This is a genomic window from Halobacillus sp. BBL2006 (genome assembly GCF_000786645.1).
Taxonomy (GTDB): Bacteria; Bacillota; Bacilli; order Bacillales; family Halobacillaceae; genus Halobacillus.
Genome location: NZ_JRNX01000221.1, coordinates 1 through 2,485 on the forward strand (window position 1 = coordinate 1; position 2,485 = coordinate 2,485).

Below are 2,485 nucleotides of genomic sequence, written 5' to 3' on the forward strand. Positions count from 1 at the left end.
TGGCAGGTCTTCTCCTCCTTTTATTAGGATTGCAAGCGGCCCGGGTATTGAACGGAGAAGAGAGCGTATCAGCGGATGAAGTTCGTGAAAAAGTCGAGCAGCAGTATAAGGGGAAAATTACAAGCATCGAACCGCTTGATGACAGCTATGTTGTTACATTGCTTCTTGAAACAGGTGAGTATCGATTAGAAGTTTCTGATGAAGACGGACGTATTATTCAAATGGATCGTGTGAAAAAAACTCCTGAACAGGGGACTTCTGAGAACGAGGCAGAACCCGAAACACCGGCCCAGCCAATGACCGAAGAACAGGCAAAAGAACTCGCTTTGGAAAGGGTGTCTGGGACGATTGATGATGTCGACTACGAGTCTTCGGAAGACTCCTCCTATTTCTTAGTGGAAATCGAACGGGAAAATGGAGACGAAGCGACCGTTCAAGTGAATGCCATTACAGGGGAAGTGATGTCTGTCAGCTGGGATGATTAATTTTCTCATCAAATTCTCATTTTTATCTCCATGGATTCTCATCTTTGCTGTGTAAGCTATAGGTAGAATCAAATTGAAGGAGGAAATACAATGAAGAAAAAATTGATCATAGGCGGTATTACGGGTGCGATTGTTTTAGGTGGAGCCTTCGGTGTTAATGCGATGACGAATCATAGCGACGACTGGAACGGACAGGACGCCAAACTTTCTCAGGATGAGGCTGAAAAAGCCGCGAAAGAGGAATTACAGGGACTAACCATTGATAAGGTAGAAAAAGATAAAGAAGGCGACCGTCTCATTTATGAAGTGGAAGGAACCACAGAAGATGGCAAGGAATCAGAGATTGGTATTGATGCGAACTCTGGTGAAGTGGTGAAATCTGAACGTGATGAGGACTCCGAAGAGAGCGAAAACAATGCGGATGTGAAGATTTCTAAAGAAAAAGCAGAAGAAATCGCTAAAAAAGAAGGCAAAGGTCAGGTTGTCGAAGTCGAGCTTGATGATGGTCACTATGAAGTCGAAATGAAAGATGGATAGACAACTTATGAAGTGAAGATCGATGGCCAGTCCGGTGAGGTCATGGAATCAAAGCAAGATCAGGATGATGATTAAATGGTGAGAAAAGACTGCCTTTAGGGGCAGTCTTTTTATTGTTAGCAGACTAGTTTCAGAAAAGGCTTATCTTTTATAGATGAGATTTCCTTCACGATCGAAGGCTTTTATTGCGGGTACATATGTGAAGGAAGAGAACTAATTATCCTATAGACGGAAAAAAGAGCTTGAGTTCAGCTTCAAGCTCTTTTTTATGTGTATGGATATTGGGTTATTTACTGGTAACATTTTTTTTGAGCTCATTTAAACTATCTAATGTTGGCTGTACCCATTCTTTCATTTTTTCCATATCAGGTTCGTCTTTTTTTGCTTCATTAATTAGTGGGTAGAGGCTTTCCTCTATTTTTTCATAAAGGTCTGGAAATTGTTCTTCTACTTTCTTTTCGATACTGTCCCAGTCTTCCTCAAGTTTTTTCCCTTGTTCATTTACGGTACTGACGTCTGCGGAATTTTCCAGGCTGGTCTGTAATTCTTTGACGGAGGCCATCACTGTATCAATGCCTGAGGACAACTCCATATCTTTTCCTTCACTAGTTTCACTATTTTCTCCAGAAGAATCTTCAGAATCATCCACTTCTCCGCTAGTGGCTTCGCTATCCTGTTGTTCACTCGTTTGCTCTCCTGAATCTGAGCTCTCTTGATTATCCTCCGAGGTGCCACAAGCTCCTAAAAGTAAACCTAGAGCGAGGATCATACTGAGCATGTAATACTTTTTCATCTAAACGCCTCCTTTTTAGAATACATTTCTAGAAAAGTGTTCCCAAAATATTCTAATTTAAACGAGTCCATTCGAACTAAAGACGCGGTTAGGTCCTAAGATGTATACCTTTATTTCCAAAGGAAAGAGGCTTTAATGATTGTTTCTTTCCAGGGACTTCGATAAACTATATGAGGTCTAACTGAGGAGGTACACATAATATGGATCAAGTCATACACGTAAGAGATTTACGTAAAGATTTTAAATCACATTCCAGCCGCGCTGGATTAAAAGGTGCATTTCGGGATTTATTTAACCGAAACTATAAAATTATCTCTGCCGTCAAAGATTTATCGTTTGATGTGAAGCAGGGGGAAATGGTTGGTTACATCGGAGAGAATGGAGCAGGTAAATCGACCAGTATTAAGATGTTGACGGGGATTCTAACGCCAACGGATGGCAGCGTGACCGTCAATGGGATGGATCCGCACAAAGAACGGGAGAAGTTTGTCCGAACGATTGGCGTCGTTTTCGGCCAGCGTTCTCAGCTCTGGTGGGATATCGCTGTTCAGGAATCTTTTAAACTATTGAAAAAGGTATATAACGTCTCGGACGAAGATTATAACGAGCATATGAGTCATGTGATTGAATCTCTCGATATCGGCCCGTTGCTGGACAAGCCGGTCCGAAA

4 protein-coding genes are annotated in these 2,485 nt (G+C 41.8%); 3 read left to right on the top strand and 1 reads right to left on the bottom strand.

Annotation, left to right across the window (positions count from 1 at the left end; genetic code table 11):
- Together LD39_RS21755 and LD39_RS21760 are read left to right on the top strand one after the other, a co-directional pair.
- A partial coding sequence (locus LD39_RS21755) for a PepSY domain-containing protein (RefSeq protein WP_052158765.1) occupies positions 1-485 on the top strand: 485 nt, incomplete at its 5' end.
- Between the two features lie 90 nt (positions 486-575).
- Positions 576-1,022 (top strand): PepSY domain-containing protein, encoded by a 447-nt coding sequence (locus LD39_RS21760; protein WP_052158766.1) that lies wholly within the window; start codon positions 576-578, stop codon positions 1,020-1,022.
- Positions 1,023-1,308: 286 nt separating this feature from the next.
- Here the strand turns inward: LD39_RS21760 and LD39_RS21765 are convergent, their stop codons facing one another.
- Positions 1,309-1,815: a hypothetical protein gene (locus tag LD39_RS21765; protein WP_052158767.1), complete on the bottom strand. Its 507-nt coding sequence runs from the start codon at positions 1,813-1,815 to the stop codon at positions 1,309-1,311.
- A gap of 200 nt (positions 1,816-2,015) precedes the next feature.
- Here LD39_RS21765 and LD39_RS07550 point away from each other — a divergent pair.
- On the top strand, positions 2,016-2,485 hold a 470-nt coding region (locus LD39_RS07550; protein WP_035544725.1), incomplete at its 3' end, for an ATP-binding cassette domain-containing protein.

What these genes read in the sequence shown, in the direction of transcription:
- LD39_RS21760 (WP_052158766.1), top strand. Translation starts at nt 576, where the DNA reads ATGAAGAAAAAATTGATCATAGGCGGTATTACGGGTGCGATTGTTTTA.
- LD39_RS21765 (WP_052158767.1), bottom strand. Translation starts at nt 1,815, where the DNA reads ATGAAAAAGTATTACATGCTCAGTATGATCCTCGCTCTAGGTTTACTT.